The sequence below is a fragment of the Streptomyces sp. LMG1-1-1.1 genome (assembly GCF_040815545.1).
GTDB lineage: Bacteria > Actinomycetota > Actinomycetes > Streptomycetales > Streptomycetaceae > Streptomyces.
Map to the genome: position 1 here is coordinate 1 of NZ_JBFPNH010000051.1, position 14925 is coordinate 14925.

The 14925-nt window shown below is 74.0% G+C and carries 12 protein-coding genes; 9 read left to right on the top strand and 3 right to left on the bottom strand.

Translation table 11 applies throughout. The features are described from left to right. The 6 genes from MRBLMG1_RS27480 to MRBLMG1_RS27505 form a co-directional block, all read left to right on the top strand. Positions 1 to 1222 (top strand): tetratricopeptide repeat protein (locus MRBLMG1_RS27480; protein WP_367826815.1); only part of this gene is annotated, 1222 nt, incomplete at its 5' end. A 364-nt stretch (positions 1223 to 1586) separates the two neighbouring features. After that, on the top strand, positions 1587 to 3155 hold the full coding sequence (locus MRBLMG1_RS27485; RefSeq protein ID WP_367826816.1) for a phytoene desaturase family protein: 1569 nt from the start codon (positions 1587 to 1589) through the stop codon (positions 3153 to 3155). Between the two features lie 168 nt (positions 3156 to 3323). After that, on the top strand, positions 3324 to 4358 hold the full coding sequence (tdh, locus tag MRBLMG1_RS27490; RefSeq protein WP_367826817.1) for an L-threonine 3-dehydrogenase: 1035 nt from the start codon (positions 3324 to 3326) through the stop codon (positions 4356 to 4358). A gap of 3 nt (positions 4359 to 4361) precedes the next feature. After that, positions 4362 to 5561 carry a glycine C-acetyltransferase gene (locus tag MRBLMG1_RS27495; protein ID WP_367826818.1) on the top strand — a complete coding sequence of 400 codons (1200 nt, stop codon included), beginning with the start codon at positions 4362 to 4364 and terminating at the stop codon, positions 5559 to 5561. 60 nt (positions 5562 to 5621) lie between these two features. Beyond that, on the top strand, positions 5622 to 6530 hold the full coding sequence (locus MRBLMG1_RS27500) for a LysR family transcriptional regulator (RefSeq protein WP_367826819.1): 909 nt from the start codon (positions 5622 to 5624) through the stop codon (positions 6528 to 6530). A 301-nt stretch (positions 6531 to 6831) separates the two neighbouring features. After that, a complete protein-coding gene (locus MRBLMG1_RS27505) occupies positions 6832 to 7272 on the top strand; it encodes a subtilase-type protease inhibitor (RefSeq protein WP_367826820.1) in 441 nt (146 codons plus the stop codon). A gap of 140 nt (positions 7273 to 7412) precedes the next feature. Here MRBLMG1_RS27505 and MRBLMG1_RS27510 read toward each other — a convergent pair whose 3' ends face one another. After that, positions 7413 to 9254, bottom strand: a complete 1842-nt coding sequence (locus MRBLMG1_RS27510) for a serine hydrolase (RefSeq protein WP_367826821.1) — start codon at positions 9252 to 9254, stop codon at positions 7413 to 7415. 117 nt (positions 9255 to 9371) lie between these two features. Here MRBLMG1_RS27510 and MRBLMG1_RS27515 point away from each other — a divergent pair, with 117 nt between their 5' ends. Further along, the gene (locus MRBLMG1_RS27515) at positions 9372 to 10481 is read left to right on the top strand and encodes an NAD(P)H-dependent flavin oxidoreductase (RefSeq protein WP_367826822.1); all 1110 of its coding nucleotides are present in this window, start codon (positions 9372 to 9374) and stop codon (positions 10479 to 10481) included. Further along, complete coding sequence (locus MRBLMG1_RS27520) at positions 10478 to 12028, top strand: acyl-CoA synthetase (protein WP_367826823.1); 1551 nt, start codon at positions 10478 to 10480, stop codon at positions 12026 to 12028. The genes MRBLMG1_RS27515 and MRBLMG1_RS27520 overlap by 4 nt, the downstream gene beginning before the upstream one ends. A 319-nt stretch (positions 12029 to 12347) precedes the next feature. Here the strand turns inward: MRBLMG1_RS27520 and MRBLMG1_RS27525 are convergent, their stop codons facing one another. Next, positions 12348 to 13193 (bottom strand): nitroreductase/quinone reductase family protein, encoded by an 846-nt coding sequence (locus MRBLMG1_RS27525; protein WP_367826824.1) that lies wholly within the window; start codon positions 13191 to 13193, stop codon positions 12348 to 12350. Between the two features lie 171 nt (positions 13194 to 13364). On the opposite strand from MRBLMG1_RS27525, the gene MRBLMG1_RS27530 reads away from it, so the two are divergent. Beyond that, positions 13365 to 13775: a MarR family winged helix-turn-helix transcriptional regulator gene (locus MRBLMG1_RS27530; RefSeq protein ID WP_367826845.1), complete on the top strand. Its 411-nt coding sequence runs from the start codon at positions 13365 to 13367 to the stop codon at positions 13773 to 13775. Between the two features lie 169 nt (positions 13776 to 13944). Here the strand turns inward: MRBLMG1_RS27530 and MRBLMG1_RS27535 are convergent, their stop codons facing one another. Then, on the bottom strand, positions 13945 to 14913 hold the full coding sequence (locus MRBLMG1_RS27535; protein ID WP_367826825.1) for a helix-turn-helix domain-containing protein: 969 nt from the start codon (positions 14911 to 14913) through the stop codon (positions 13945 to 13947). Positions 14914 to 14925: the final 12 nt, after the last annotated feature.

Consider the following 14925-nt stretch of genomic DNA (forward strand, 5'->3'; position numbering starts at 1 on the left):
GCCCACCCACGCCCCGCCGGCCCCCGCCCACGCGCCGGAGCCGTCCCCGCACACCGCGACGCCGCCGCCGGGCGCCGCGGCCCCCGCCGCCTCGGCCGAGCTGATCGCGGTGCTCGCCGGCCGCTACCGGGCCGGCCTGGGCCTCGGGCGGCTCGGCCGCTGGGAAGAGGCCGAGTCCGTCCACCGGTCCGTCGCGGAGGACCGCTCGCGGGCGCTCGGCGAGGACCACCCGGACACCTTGGCCAGCCACTACGAGGTCGCGTTCGCCCTCGCCCGGCTCGACCGTCCGGCCGAGGCGCTGCAGGTCTTCGGCCGGGTCGCCGAGGCGCGTGCCCGGGTCCTCGGCGAGGACCACTCCGACACGCTCGCGGCGCGGCAGGAACGGGCGTACGCGCTCGGCCGGCTCGGCCGGCACCCCGAGGCGTACGAGCTGTACGCGGCGGTGCTCGCGGCCCGCGAGCGGACCGTGGGGCCCGACCACCCCGACACGCTGCGCTGCCGCCACAACCTGGCGTTCACGCTCGGCCGCCTCGGCCGGCTGGAGGAGTCGTACCGCACGGCGCACGCGGTCGCGGAGGCGCGGGCCCGGCTGCTCGGCGAGGACCACCCCGACACGCTGGTGACCCGCCACGAAGTGGCGTACACCCTCGGGAAGATGGGGCGCGGGCAGGAAGCGCTCACCGAGTACCGCGCGCTCGCCGACGCCCGCGCCGCCGCCCTCGGCCCCGACCATCCGGACACCCTCACCGCCCGCTACGAGACCGGGGTCTTCCTCGGCCGTCTCGGCCAGGCCGCGGACGCCCTCGACGTCTGCCGCGACCTCGTGGCCGCCCGTACCCGCGCGCAGGGCGCCGACGCCCCGGAGACCCTGCGGGTCCGCCACGCCCTCGCGGTCAACCTGGGCCGGCTCGGCCGCTGGGAGGAGGCGCTCGCCGAGTCCGGGACCGTGCACGCGGACCGTGCGAGGGTCCTCGGCGCGGAGCACCCGGACACCCTCCTCAGCCGCCGCGAGGCCGCCGTCGCCCTCGGCCGGCTCGGCCGCTGGGAGGAGGCCCTGGAAGCGCACCGCGCGGTCGGTGACGCCCGCACACGGCTCCTCGGCCCCGCCCACCCCGAGACCCTGGCCGCCCTCGAAGCCGAGGCCCACTGCCTGGAGCGCCTCGGCCGCCACGCCGAGGCCGCGGCCCTCCACCTGAGAGCGGCCACCACGCCCCCATCCTGACCGCCCGTCCTGAGGGGCGGGCTTTGACGGCCTGAGGGAGCGGCCCTGGCGGCGCTGACGGACCGGCCCTGACGGAACCCCCGCCAGGCCGGACGCGCCGGCCCTGACGGAACCCCCGCCAGGCCGGACGCGCCGGCCCTGACGGAACCCCCGTCAGGCCTAAGGACCCGCCGTGACGGCGCTGACGGAACCGGCCCTGACGGGAACCCTCGCCAGGCCGGACGCGCCGGCCAACCCCCGCCAGGCCGCACGGGCCGGCCCTGACTGCGCTGACGGACCGGCCCTGACGGAACCCCCGTCGCATACCGGCTACGCCGCGGCGACGCGCTCTTTCCCGGCGGTCGCTCCCGTGTGAGCATGAGCCATGACCGCCCTCGACGCGCTCCACGGCGCCCCGGCCGCACCCCGTTCGTACGACGCCGTCATCGTCGGCGCGGGCCACAACGGCCTCGTCGCCGCCGCCTATCTGGCCTGGGCCGGAAGGAGCGTCCTCGTCCTGGAGCGGCTCGGCTCGACCGGCGGGGCCGCCGTGTCGACGCGGCCGTTCGCCGGGGTCGACGCCCGGCTGTCGCGCTACTCGTACCTGGTGTCGCTCCTGCCCGAGAAGATCGTGCGGGAGCTAGGGCTGCGGTTCGAGGTGCGGAAGCGGTCCGTCTCCTCGTACACCCCGAAGGGCGACGGGGGCCTCCTCGTCGGCGGGGGAGCCGACCGCACGCGCGCCTCCTTCGCCGCGCTCACCGGCTCCGACCGGGAGTACGAGGCCTGGGAGGCCTTCTACGCCCGCACGGCCCGCGCCGCCCGCCGGATCTTCCCCACCCTCACCGAGCCGCTCCCGACCCGCGCGGCGCTGCGGACCCGCGTCGACGACGCCGAGACCTGGCGGATGCTCTTCGAGGAGCCGATCGGCGTCGCCGTGGAGCGGACCTTCGCCGACGACCTGGTGCGCGGAGTCGTCCTCACCGACGCCCTCATCGGCACGTTCGCCGACGCCCACGACCCCGCGCTGACCCAGAACCGCTGCTTCCTCTACCACGTCATCGGCGGCGGCACCGGGGACTGGGACGTGCCCGTCGGCGGCATGGGCGCCCTCACCGACGCCCTCGCCGACGCGGCCCGCGCCGCCGGCGCCCGGATCGTCACCGGCCACGAGGCCACCCGGATCGAGACCGACGGTCACCGCGCCGAGGTCACCTACCGCACCGCCGACGGCGAGGGCACGGTCGAGGCGGGCCACGTCCTGGTCAACGCCTCCCCACAGGAACTCGCGGCGCTGCTCGACGAGACGCCTCCGCCGGCCCCGGAAGGCGCCCAGCTCAAGGTCAACATGCTGCTGACCCGGCTGCCGAGGCTCCGTGACCGCTCCGTCGACCCGCGCGAGGCGTTCGCCGGGACGTTCCACATCGCCGAGGGGTACGAGCAGCTGGCGGCCGCCCACGCCGAGGCGGCCGCCGGGCACCTGCCCACCGCCCCGCCGTCCGAGATCTACTGCCACTCCCTCACGGACCCCACGATCCTCGGCCCCGACCTCGCCGCCCGGGGCCACCACACCCTCACCCTCTTCGGCCTGCACACGCCGGCCCGGCTGTTCGCCGCCGACAACGACGGCACGCGCGCCGCACTTCTCAAGGCCACCCTCGACCAGCTCGACGCCCACCTCGACGAGTCGATCGCCGACTGCCTCGCCCTCGACGCGGACGGCCGGCCCTGCATCGAGGCGAAGACCCCGCTCGACCTCGAACGCGAACTGCGCCTGCCGGGCGGCCACATCTTCCACCGCGACCTCTCCTTCCCGTACGGCGACGACGGCACCGGACGCTGGGGCGTCGAGACCCGGCACGCCAACCTGCTGCTCTGCGGGGCGGGCGCGGTCCGCGGCGGCGGCGTCAGCGGCGTGCCCGGCCACAACGCGGCGATGGCGGTGCTCGGACGTTGACGCGTGGCGCCCTCCCACCGGCGGTGTGAAGCTGATCTGCGAGCGCGCTTAAGAAATCCTCGATGGACCGGGAGCGCGACGTACGGAAGATTCTCTTCCGGGGATCATGGGTGCTCAGTCGTGCCCGCACCCCCACTTCACAGGACACGCACGTCGGGAGCCGTTGCATTGAAGGCGCTGGTCAAGCTGAACGCGGAGCCGGGACTCTGGCTCACTGACGTGCCCGAGCCGGAGACCGGCCCGGGAGACGTCCTCATCAAGGTCAAGCGGACCGGTATCTGCGGCACCGACCTGCACATCCGCTCCTGGGACGGCTGGGCGCAGAAGACGATCGCCACGCCGCTGACGATCGGCCACGAGTTCGTCGGCGAGGTCGTCTCCGTCGGTCGTGACGTCGCCGACATCGCCGTCGGCGACCTGGTCAGCGGCGAGGGCCACCTCGTCTGCGGCAAGTGCCGCAACTGCCTGGCCGGCCGCCGCCACCTCTGCCGCGCCACCATCGGCCTCGGCGTCGGCCGCGACGGCGCCTTCGCCGAGTACGTGGCACTGCCCGCCTCCAACGTCTGGGTGCACCGCGTCCCCGTCGACCTCGACGTCGCCGCGATCTTCGACCCGTTCGGCAACGCCGTGCACACGGCGCTCTCCTTCCCGCTCGTCGGCGAGGACGTCCTCGTCACCGGCGCGGGCCCGATCGGCATCATGGCCGCCGCCGTCGCCAAGCACGCCGGCGCCCGCAGCGTCGTGATCACCGACGTCAGCGAGGAGCGCCTCGCGCTGGCCCGCAAGACGGGCGTCACGCTCGCCCTCAACGTCGCCGAGCAGACCATCGCCGACGGCCAGCGCACCCTCGGGCTCAAGGAGGGCTTCGACGTCGGCCTGGAGATGTCCGGCAACCCGCACGCCATGCGTGACATGGTCGCCAACATGACCAACGGCGGAAAGATCGCCATGCTCGGCCTGCCCAGCGAGGACTTCGCCGTCGACTGGGCCAAGATCGTCACCTCCATGATCACGGTCAAGGGCATCTACGGCCGCGAGATGTTCGAGACCTGGTACGCCATGTCGGTGCTCCTGGAGGCGGGCCTCGACCTCGCCCCCGTCATCACCGGCCGGTACGCGTACACCGACTTCGAGGCGGCCTTCGACGACGCGGCCTCCGGCAAGAGCGGCAAGATCATCCTCGACTGGACTACGGGAGCCTGATCCATGTTCGATTCCGTGCGCGACGACATCCGCACCACCCTCGAAGAGATCCGGCAGGCCGGGCTCCACAAGCCCGAGCGGGTCATCGGCACCCCGCAGTCGGCCACCGTCGCCGTCACCGCGGGCGGCCGCCCCGGCGAGGTGCTCAACTTCTGCGCCAACAACTACCTCGGCCTCGCCGACCACCCCGACGTGGTCGCGGCCGCCCACGAGGCCCTCGACCGCTGGGGCTACGGCATGGCCTCCGTCCGCTTCATCTGCGGCACCCAGGAGGTGCACAAGGAGCTGGAGGCGCGCCTCTCGTCCTTCCTCGGCCAGGAGGACACGATCCTCTACTCCTCCTGCTTCGACGCCAACGGCGGCGTCTTCGAGACCATCCTCGGCGCCGAGGACGCGGTCATCTCCGACGCCCTCAACCACGCCTCGATCATCGACGGCATCCGCCTCTCCAAGGCCCGCCGCTTCCGCTACGCCAACCGCGACATGGCCGACCTGGAGCAGCAGCTCAAGGAGGCCACCGAGGGCGGCGCCCGGCGCAAGCTGATCGTCACCGACGGCGTCTTCTCCATGGACGGCTACGTCGCCCCGCTCGCCGAGATCTGCGACCTGGCCGAGCGCTACGACGCCATGGTCATGGTCGACGACTCGCACGCCGTCGGCTTCGTCGGCCCCGGCGGCCGCGGCACACCCGAGCTGCACGGCGTCATGGACCGCGTCGACATCATCACCGGCACCCTCGGCAAGGCCCTCGGCGGCGCCTCCGGCGGCTACGTCGCCGCCCGCGCCGAGATCGTCGCCCTGCTGCGCCAGCGCTCGCGCCCGTACCTCTTCTCGAACACCCTCGCCCCGGTCATCGCCGCCGCCTCCCTCAAGGTCCTCGACCTCCTGGAGTCCGCCGGCGACCTGCGGGAGCGCCTCAACGCCAACACGGCGCTGTTCCGCTCCCGCATGACCGAGGAGGGCTTCGACATCCTCCCCGGCGACCACGCCATCGCCCCCGTCATGATCGGCGACGCCGCCGTCGCCGGCCGGATGGCCGAGCTGCTCCTGGAGCGCGGCGTGTACGTGATCGGCTTCTCGTACCCCGTCGTGCCGCAGGGCCAGGCCCGCATCCGCGTCCAGCTCTCGGCCGCGCACTCCACGGAGGACGTGAACCGGGCCGTCGACGCCTTCGTCGACGCGCGCGCCGCGCTCGCCGCCTGACGGCGGAGGCCGGGGGCCCTGACGGCGTGAGCAGGGCTCCCGTCCTGCGAGACTAGGAACATGATCGAAGCGCGGCGGTTGCACATCCTCCGTGCGGTGGCCGACCACCGCACGGTCACGGCGGCGGCCGCCGCGCTCTATCTCACCCCCTCGGCCGTCTCCCAGCAGCTCGCCGCCCTGGAGCAGGAGACCGGCCACCGCCTGGTGGACCGCAGCGCCCGCGGCGCGCGCCTCACCCCGGCCGGCGAGATCCTGCTGAGCCACGCCAACGCCGTCCTGGCCCAGCTGGAGCGCGCCGAGTCCGAACTGGCCGCCTACGGCTCGGGCGAGGCCGGCACGGTCACCGTCGCCGCCTTCGCCACCGGCATCGGCCTGGTGGTGGCCCCCGCGATCAGGGCGCTCGCCGCCTCCGCCCCCGGCATCCGGGTCCGGGTGCGGGACGCCGAGGGCGACGAGAGCCTGATGATGGTCCTCGACCGGCAGGTCGACGTGGCGGTCGCGGTCGAGTACCGGGGCGCTCCGGGCGAGGACGACGCCCGCCTCACCCGCGTCCCCCTCTACGCGGAGCCCTTCGACGCGGTGCTGCCGCCCGGCCACCCGCTGGCGGTCGGCGAGCGGGTCGCGCTCGGCGACCTCGCCAAGGACGCCTGGATCGGCCAGTCCGTCGGCAACCCCTGCCGCGACGTGACGGTGCTGGCCTGCGAGTACGCCGGGTTCGCACCGCGCCTGGAGCACGCGTCCGACGACTTCCGCGCGGTCGTGGCCCTCGCGGCGGCCGGCGTCGGCGTGGCGCTGGTGCCGCGCTCCGCCCTGCGCGGCACGGAGCTCACCGGTGTGGAGGTCCGCCCGGTCGACGGCGTCGCGCCGACCCGCCGGGTCTTCGCCGCCGTGCGGCGTGGCGCGGAGGAGCACCCCCTGATCAGCCCGGTCCTCGCGGCGCTCGGGGACGCGGCCGGACCCGTGGGCTGACGGCAGAGTTCCGGACGATCACGCCCTCGTACAGGTGCTCCAACCTCGAACATTTCTCGAATGTGCGCAGGTGGGCGGGTTGTGCAAGTTTGTACGGTCGGTGGTCGGGCGGGCCGCCGGGCCGTCCGGCCGATCCCCGCACCCCGCCCCAGCTCCCCGAACGACCAATCGGTCGGGCTCGGTGGACGGCGCGGCCGGAAAGCGGCGACGGATGTGCGATCACTCTTCGCGTCGACAAGACTCCCCTCCGCAGCCGATCGGCTCGCACCCCCCCGTCCAGCCCACGCGAAGGGACACCCCCGTGCGTCACGTCCGTACTGTCTGCGCCACCGCGCTCGCCACGGCCACCGGTCTCACCCTGATCGCCACCGCGATCACCGGCACCGCCCAGGCCGCTCCGGCCGGCCTCTATCCGCCGTCGGCGCTCGTCCTGACCCTCGGCGAGGGCGACAGCCCCGAGACGGCCGACATAGTCCGCGCCGTCACCCTGAGCTGCGCCCCCACCGCCGGCGGAACCCACCCCAGCCCCGCGTCCGCGTGCGCCGAACTGGCCGCGACCGGCGGCGACCTGGGCGCCCTGAGGGTCTCGGCGGGTGGCCGCCCCTGTACGCGCGAGTGGGCCCCGGTCACGGTCACCGTCGACGGCGTCTGGGAGGGGCGACGGGTCTCCTGGTCGGCCACGTACGGCAACGCCTGCCAGCTGCGCGCCCGCACGGCGGCGGTGGCGGCCCTCACCTTCTGACGCCACGGCGTGCGGCCGTACCGCCGAACTGACGGTACGTCCCCCGACACAGGACGGCCGGAGCCCCGTGCGGGCCCCGGCCGTTCCGCCTGTCGCCCGGCGGGAGGCAGGGCGGGGCCCGCGGAGCCGTCTCGGTCCGCTCAGTCCGCCGACCGCTCCCAGCCGTGGGCCTCGATCCGCGCCGCGTCCGAAGGCCGGGCCTCGTCGAACACCGACCGCCCCGCCGCGTCGAGGAGTCGCAGCCCGTCCACGTACACGCCCCGCCCCACGTACCGCCGGTCCGTGGTGTACCGCCAGCGCAGCAGCGGGTGTGTCCCGGGCAGCGGCGCGGAGACGGTGTGCCAGCGGCGGCCGGACCAGCCGTCGACCGAGCCGGTGGGGTGTGCGAGGTGCCCGTCGGTGGTGAACGGGACGGGCCGCCAGCTCGTGCCGCCGTCGGCCGATGCCTCCAGGACGACGGGGTCGGCGCCGGGCTCGGTGTCCCACCAGAGCGCGCACCGCAGGAGGGCGGCCCCCGGTGTGTGAGGGAGCGTCAGTGTCGCGGTGGTGGCGCTCGCCATGCCGGCGAACCACGGTGGCCTCCCGTGGCCGAGCGGCGTCGAGAGCCCGGGGGAGGTGCGGCCCCGCGGCGGGCGGACCGGCACCGCGCGGGCCAGGGCGTCGGCCGCAGCGACGCGGGGCGCGGAGCCGGAGCGCCACGACCGGACGGGGTGGACGGAGTTGCCGAGGACGATCAGGAAGGAGTCGGTCGTCGGGTCCAGGACGAGGCTGGTGCCGGTGAACCCGGTGTGGCCGGCGGTGTGCGGGGTGGCCATCGCCCCCATGTACCAGTGCTGGTGGAGCTCGAAGCCGAGGCCGTGCGCGTCGCCGGGGAATGCGGTGTTGAAGTCGGTGAACATCAGCTCGACGGACGCGGGGGAGAGGATGCGGGCCTTGCCGTACGCCCCGCCGTTGAGGAGGGTGCGGGCCAGGACGGCGAGGTCCCAGGCGCGGGAGAAGATCCCGGCGTGGCCCGCGACCCCGCCGAGGCTGTGGGCGTTCTCGTCGTGGACCTCGCCCCGCACCATGCCCCGGTCGAGGCCGGACCAGGGGGGCCGGGCGTCCTCGGTGGCGGCGATCTCCGGACGCCACGAGAGCGGCGGATTGAAACGAGTGCGGTGCATCCCGAGCGGAGCGGTGATCTCGTCGTGGAGCAGGGTGTCCAGACCGCGAGCGGTGCTCTCCTCCAGGATCAGCTGGAGCGCGATCAGATTCAGATCGGAGTAGAGGTACGTGGAGCCCGGCGGGCTCGCCGGTTTCTCGCCCCACAGCAGCCGCAGCTTCCCCTCCCGCGTCGGCTCCCGGTAGAGCGGGATCCACGACCGGAACCCCGAGGTGTGCGTGAGCAGCTGACGGACCGTGACGTCCTGTTTCCCACCGCCCCCGAACTCCGGCAGGTACGCGGTGACCCGCGCCTCCAGGTCCAGCGCGCCGCGCTCGATCTGCTGCACCGCCAGGATCGAAGTGAACAACTTGGAGACCGACGCCAGGTCGAAGACGGTGTCCTCGGTCATGGGGACCCGCTGATCGGGTGGCAGTTCGACCCCCGAGTCCGACCGCTCGTCGTACGCCGCGTACCGCACCGCTGAACCGATGGCCCGGTGCAGGGCGACCGTCCCACCGCGCCCGGCGAGCAGCACCGCACCCGCGTACCAGGGGTGGCCGGGCGAAGGGCCGAGGAAGGTCTCGGCCTCTGCCACCAGCCGGTCCAGATGCGGGGCCAGCAGACCCGCCCGTTCGGCCGAACCGCGCCGCAGCGTGGTCCGCCGCGCCGCCGTGAAGCGCCAGGCCCCGCCGCCGCCGGCCGGGGCTCCTGCCCCTCTCTCCGGGGACGCCGCAGCCCCCGGCACCGCGCCGATCATCACCGCACCTCCGAGGGCCAGTACGCCGCCGCCGAACGCGCGCCGGCTCGGACCCCTGCCCTTCGTCCCGTCGTCCGTCATGCCCACCCTCTCCCACGGACGGCCGCGACGAAACTCAGGCATGCCGCCCGCAAAGAATCTGACGATGCATCAGAAAAAGTCTTCCCTCCGCCGGACGGCTGCGGCATCCTGCCGCCCATGGAGACGGAGCTGAGTCGCACCCTGGGGATCGAGCACGCCATCTTCGGCTTCACGCCCTTCCCCGCGGTGGCCGCCGCACTCACCAGAGCCGGCGGGTTCGGCGTCCTGGGTGCGGTGCGCTACACCGCACCCGAGGACCTCGCCCGCGACCTCGACTGGATGCAGGAGCACACCGACGGCCTGCCCTACGGCCTGGACGTCGTGATGCCGGCGAAGAAGGTCGAGGGGGCCACCGAGGCCGAGGTCGAAGCCATGATCCCCGAGCAGCACCGGGCGTTCGTGCGGGCCACCCTCGCCAAGCACGGCGTCCCCGAACTCGCCGAGGGCGAGGCCTCCGGCTGGCGGATCACCGGCTGGATGGAGCAGGTCGCCCGCAACCAGCTGGACGTGGCCTTCGACTACCCCATCAAACTGCTCGCCAACGCCCTCGGCTCGCCGCCGCCCGACGTCGTCGCCCGCGCCCACGACCACGGCGTCCTCGTCGCCGCCCTCGCCGGCAGTGCCCGCCACGCCCGCCACCACGCCGAGGCCGGCATCGACGTCGTCGTCGCCCAGGGGTACGAGGCGGGCGGCCACACCGGCGAGATCGCGTCCATGGTCCTCACCCCCGAGGTCGTCGACGCCGTGTCCCCGCTGCCCGTGCTCGCCGCCGGCGGCATCGGCAGCGGCGAGCAGATCGCCGCCGGCCTCGCCCTCGGTGCGCAGGGCGTCTGGCTCGGCTCGATCTGGCTCACCACCACCGAGGCCGAACTGCACTCCCGCGCCCTCACCGACAAGCTCCTCGCCGCCGGATCCGGCGACACGGTCCGCTCCCGCGCCCTGACCGGCAAGCCCGCCCGTCAGCTCCGTACCGAATGGACCGACGCCTGGGACGACCCCGCGGGCCCCGGCACGCTCCCCATGCCGCTCCAGGGACTCCTGGTCGCCGAGGCCGTCTCCCGCATCCAGCGGTACGAGGTCGAACGGCTCCTCGGCACCCCCGTCGGCCAGATCGTCGGCCGGATGAACTCCGAGCGCAGCGTGCGGCAGGTCGTCGACGACCTCACCCGCGGGTTCGAGAAGGCCGTCGACCGCATCAACCGCATCGCCGGACGGAGCGCCCAGTGAGCAACGGTCCCACCGGATTCTGGTCCCAGGCCGCCGCCGACCCCGGCCGTACGGTCCTCGTCGCCCCCGACGGCGAGGAATGGAGCGCCGGGCGGCTGCACGCCGAGGCCAACCGCCTCGTCCACGGGCTGCGCGCCGCCGGCCTGGAGCGCGGCGACGCCTTCGCCGTCGTCCTGCCGAACGGCCCCGAGTTCTTCACGGCCCATCTGGCCGCCACCCAGGCCGGTTTCTACCTCGTCCCGGTCAACCACCACTTCGTCGGCCCCGAGATCGCCTGGATCGTCGCCGACTCCGGCGCCAAGGTGCTCCTCGCCCACGAGCGGTTCGCCGAAGCGGTCGCCCAGGCCGCCGACGAGGCCGGCCTCGCCCCCACGCAGCGGTACGCGGTGGGTACGGTCCCCGGCTTCCGCCCGTACGCCGAACTCCTCGACGGCCGCGACGAATCGCCCCCCGCCGACCGCACCCTCGGCTGGGTCATGAACTACACCTCCGGCACCACCGGGCGCCCCCGGGGCATCCGCCGCCCCCTCCCCGGGAAGCTCCCCGAGGAGACCCATCTCGGCGGATTCCTCGGCATCTTCGGCATCCGGCCGGCCGACGGCAACGTCCATCTCGTCTGCTCGCCGCTCTACCACACCGCCGTGCTCCAGTTCGCCGCGGCCGCCCTCCACATCGGCCACCCGCTCGTCCTCATGGACCGCTGGACGCCGGAGGAGATGCTCCGCCTGATCGACCGGTACGCGTGCACCCACACGCACATGGTCCCCACCCAGTTCCACCGCCTGCTCGCCCTCCCCGAGGACGTCCGGGAGCGGTACGACGTGTCCTCGATGCGCCACGCCATCCACGGAGCCGCGCCGTGCCCCGAGCACGTCAAGCGGGCGATGATTGACTGGTGGGGCCGGTGCGTCGAGGAGTACTACGCGGCCAGCGAGGGCGGCGGCGCGTTCGCCACCGCGGAGGAGTGGTTGAAGAGGCCCGGCACGGTCGGCAGAGCCTGGCCCATCAGCGAACTCGCCGTCTTCGATGACGACGGAAAACGGCTGCCACCCGGCGAACTCGGCACCGTCTACCTGAAGATGAACACCGGCGGCTTCCAGTACCACAAGGACGAGGCGAAGACCGCGAAGAACCGCATCGGCGACTTCTTCACCGTCGGCGACCTGGGTCTCCTCGACGAGGACGGCTACCTCTTCCTCCGCGACCGCAAGATCGACATGGTCATCTCCGGCGGCGTCAACATCTACCCGGCCGAGATCGAGGCCGCACTCCTCTCCCACCCCGCCGTCGCGGACGCCGCCGCCTTCGGCATCCCCCACGCCGACTGGGGCGAAGAGGTCAAGGCGGTCGTCGAGGCCGCCGAGGGCCACGAGCCCGGACCCGCCCTCGCCGCCGCCATCCTGGCCCACTGCGCCGACCGCCTCGCCGGCTTCAAGCGCCCCAAATCCGTCGACTTCGTCCCCGTCATGCCCCGCGACCCCAACGGCAAGCTCTACAAGCGCCGCCTCCGCGACCCCTACTGGGAGGGCCACCAACGCCCGATGTGACCGCACGGTCCCCGCACCCGGAGGATCTCGCCGGGTGCGGGCCCGCCGGGTTAGGGTGCGGCGGGTCATCGGCGTGAGGAGGCGTGTGGAGCAGCGGGTGCGGGCGAAGGGCGTCCGTGCCCGGCTCGGCGCCGGCAGGCCGCACACCGCGGCGACCCCGGACGACGACTTCCCCAGTCCCGGCTCGGTCCCATGGGGTCCGGTATCCCGGGGCCCGTCACTACTGCGTCGAGTTCACCCCCGGCCCGTGGTCGCGCCCGCAGACCCGGCGGCACGTGCCGGGCGCCCTGCACATCCAGTACTGCGACAACTGGCGCGACTAACGCGGCGGTTCCGGGGCCAGGGCCGGGATCAACTGGGACTCCTCGTAGGCGAAATGCGCTTCGAGGAGGGTCGTGAGGCGGTCGACCTCGGCCGCGAGGGTCGCCGGGGCGGCGCCGGAGGTGAGGAGGGTCCGCAGTTCGTCGACCGTGCGGGCGACGGCGACGTGCTCCCGGCGCATGCGGTCCAGGGGGTCGGCGAGGTGGGGGAACTGCTGCCCGAGGAGGTCGAAGACGGAGTCCTCGTTGTGGTGGTGGGTGTGGAGCGCGCCGCAGAGGGTGAGGCAGTGGCGGGCGAGCGCGCTGCCGAGTGCGGGGGCCGGGGAATCCAGTCCTGCGCGGAGGGCGGCGAGTTCGGCGCGGAGTTCGTCGTGGACCTTGACCAGATGGGCGGCGATGGCCCGGTGGCGGTCCGGGGCCGCGGGGTTCGTGCGGTGCAGGGCGACGACCGGGATGATCCGGTCCGTGCCGGCCTGGTAGGCGGCGAACCCGGGGTCCCGCGCGGACTGTTCCGCGAACAGGCGGTCCCGCTCCGCGCCCTGCGTCACCACCGCCGTCGCCGCGAAGCGCTCGACGCTTCCCTCCGGCGTGCCGAGCTCGACGGTCACGCGAGAGTCGGCGCGCAGGTTGTGGAACCAGGCGGGGTGGTGCGGCTCGCCGGCGTTCGACGCGTACACGAGCAGTCGGGCCCCGTCGCGTACGAACACGGCGGGGGTCGTGTGGGCCCGCCCGCTACGGGCGCCGGTGGTGGTGAGGAGGAGTAAGGACGCCCCTTCGAACATCCCGCCCACCCGGCCCCCGTTGGCGCGGAACTCCTCGATGACCTGCTGGTTGAACCCGGACATGGCTGTGCCCTTCGGTAGCATCGACCCTGACGGATGTGTTTGCTTTGAAAGCAAAGCTAAAAGGGAGGGTGCAGGGTGTCAATCGCGCGCGAGGGGTACGAGGGCGCCGCCGCGCCCGCGGCCGGTACCGGACCGGACGTCGACGACACCGTCCGTACGCTGCTGCTGCTCATGCCCCGCATGGTCGGGCGCGTCAAGCGCATCCGGATTCCCGACGAGCTCCAGTCCCTCACCCTCGCCCCCCGCCACCTCTCCCTCCTCGCCTACCTCCTCTTCGACGGGCCCCTCGCCGTCAGCGAACTCGCCGCCCGCCTGGAGGTCGCCCCCACCACCGTGAGTCTCATGGTCGGAGACCTCGCCAAGAAGGGCGTCCTCGAACGGAGCGATGACCCCGCCGACCGCCGCCGCAAGATCGTCTCCATCGCCGAGGCCCACCGCCCCGCCATCGACGGCTGGCTCGGCCGCAGCGCCGGCGCCTGGCGCGCCGCCCTCGCCCCCCTCGGCCCTTCCGAACGCAGGATGTTCGTGGAGACACTCGCCGCGTACGAGCGCGGCCTGGCCGACGACGGCGACGGCGTCTGAGACGAAGGGAAGGGTCGGGCCCGGCCAAGGCCCAGCCGAGGCCCCGGCCTTGGCCTGGCCCGTGCCGCGTCGGTCCCACCGGCCCCGGGCATCCGCGCCGGCCGGGGCCGCGATCAGCCCGAGTCCGCGCCCCTGCCTGCACCGACAGCCGTGTCCATCCGCCCCCGCGTTAATCCATACCCGCGCCCAGGCCCTCCCCCGTCTGCGCCCGCAAGGCGCGCGGCGAGAGGCCGAACTCGGCGCGGAACACGCGGCTGAAGTGGCTGGCCTCGCCCAGGCCGCTGCGGGCGGCGAGGGCGTAGGCGGGAAGGTGGGCGAGCGCTGGGTCGAGGAGGTCGCGGCGGATGCGCTCCAGTCGGCGGCGGCGTACGTGGTCGCCGACGGTGGTGCCCGACTCGCGGAACAGGGCGTGGAGATGGCGGACCGAGATGTGGTGCGCCGCGGCGATGACGCCGGGGGACAGGTCGTCCGCCAGGCGCTCGTCGACGTAGCCGAGGATCCGTTCGAGGACCCCGGCCCCGCCGGTGGAGGGCGCGGGGCCCGAGAGGGACGTCTCGCGTAGGAGGGTGCGCAGGATCGCGGACACGTGCTCGCCCATGTCGCGGCGTGCGAGGGGGCCGAATCCCTGGGCGCGCTCGGCCAGTTCCCCGAGGACCGCGGCCAGCACGCGCCCGCTCGGGGAGCGCGGCAGTGCGGAGTTGGCGGTGACGGCGCCGTCCGCGCTCGCCAGCTGTCCGGCCGTGCCGGAGTCCAGGGAGAGGACGAAGTAGCGGTGGGAGGAGCCGAGTTCCAGGCGGAAGGGGCGTGCGCCGGTGTAGAGGACGAAGTCGCCCGGCGTGAGCGCCGCGAGGCGGCCGTCCTGTTCCAGCTCGCCGCGCCCCGACACGAGTAGGCCGAGGAGATGGCCGGGTCGGGGGGCCGCGGGGGAGGGGCGGGGCATGACCCGGATCTCCTGCTCCCCGCTGATGTCGCAGCCGCTGAGCGCGCCGAAGCGGCTCGGCCGCATGTCGGCGGCGTAGCCCTCGTCGCCCGCGCGCGCACGGACGAGCACCGTGTCGGAGGCTCCCGACAGGTCCGCCGACGCGGTGTCGAGGTAGCCGAAGACCAGGTTGCCCTCGTCCCGTCGTTCCACCGGCATGTCGTTCTCCCC

What these genes read in the sequence shown, in the direction of transcription:
- MRBLMG1_RS27485 (WP_367826816.1), top strand. Translation starts at nt 1,587, where the DNA reads ATGACCGCCCTCGACGCGCTCCACGGCGCCCCGGCCGCACCCCGTTCG.
- MRBLMG1_RS27495 (WP_367826818.1), top strand. Translation starts at nt 4,362, where the DNA reads ATGTTCGATTCCGTGCGCGACGACATCCGCACCACCCTCGAAGAGATC.
- MRBLMG1_RS27500 (WP_367826819.1), top strand. Translation starts at nt 5,622, where the DNA reads ATGATCGAAGCGCGGCGGTTGCACATCCTCCGTGCGGTGGCCGACCAC.
- MRBLMG1_RS27510 (WP_367826821.1), bottom strand. Translation starts at nt 9,254, where the DNA reads ATGACGGACGACGGGACGAAGGGCAGGGGTCCGAGCCGGCGCGCGTTC.
- MRBLMG1_RS27515 (WP_367826822.1), top strand. Translation starts at nt 9,372, where the DNA reads ATGGAGACGGAGCTGAGTCGCACCCTGGGGATCGAGCACGCCATCTTC.
- MRBLMG1_RS27525 (WP_367826824.1), bottom strand. Translation starts at nt 13,193, where the DNA reads ATGTCCGGGTTCAACCAGCAGGTCATCGAGGAGTTCCGCGCCAACGGG.
- MRBLMG1_RS27530 (WP_367826845.1), top strand. Translation starts at nt 13,365, where the DNA reads ATGCCCCGCATGGTCGGGCGCGTCAAGCGCATCCGGATTCCCGACGAG.
- MRBLMG1_RS27535 (WP_367826825.1), bottom strand. Translation starts at nt 14,913, where the DNA reads ATGCCGGTGGAACGACGGGACGAGGGCAACCTGGTCTTCGGCTACCTC.